General features: G+C 63.0%; 1 pseudogene. It reads right to left on the bottom strand.

From position 1 onward, the window contains the following. Positions 1 to 397, bottom strand: a pseudogene (locus tag ACT3XD_RS19755) (FAD-binding oxidoreductase); the annotation flags it as partial.

Genomic DNA, 397 nt, shown 5'->3' on the forward strand with positions numbered 1-397 from the left:
CTCGGCATTTGCCATCAACGCCTTGGCGTCGCGCAGGGCTGCCATAAAGCTTGGGTAGCGCACGTTGACCAGCGTGGCGTACTGGGGAATCGGCAGCACGTTAAGAACGGCTTCATTCAGAAACCCCAGCGAGCCTTCCGAGCCGCACAGCAGGCTATTGAGGTTAAGCTGGCCGGCGGCGTCGCGTAAGTGGGCCAGGTCGTAGCCGGTCAGGCAGCGGTTCAGCGGCGGAAAGGTCGCCTCAATCAGCGCGCGCTGTTGGTCAATAATGGCCGTGGCCGTCTGGTGAACACGACCGACGATGCCCGCCTGCTGGCAGGCGTGTTGCTCATCCTCGGCACTCAGCGCGCGGCTCTGTAGATGTTGGCCACCGAGCAGCACCGTGTCGAGTTCCAGT

This window comes from Halomonas sp. AOP7-B1-5, from assembly GCF_052353045.1.
Classification (GTDB): domain Bacteria; phylum Pseudomonadota; class Gammaproteobacteria; order Pseudomonadales; family Halomonadaceae; genus Vreelandella; species Vreelandella colorata.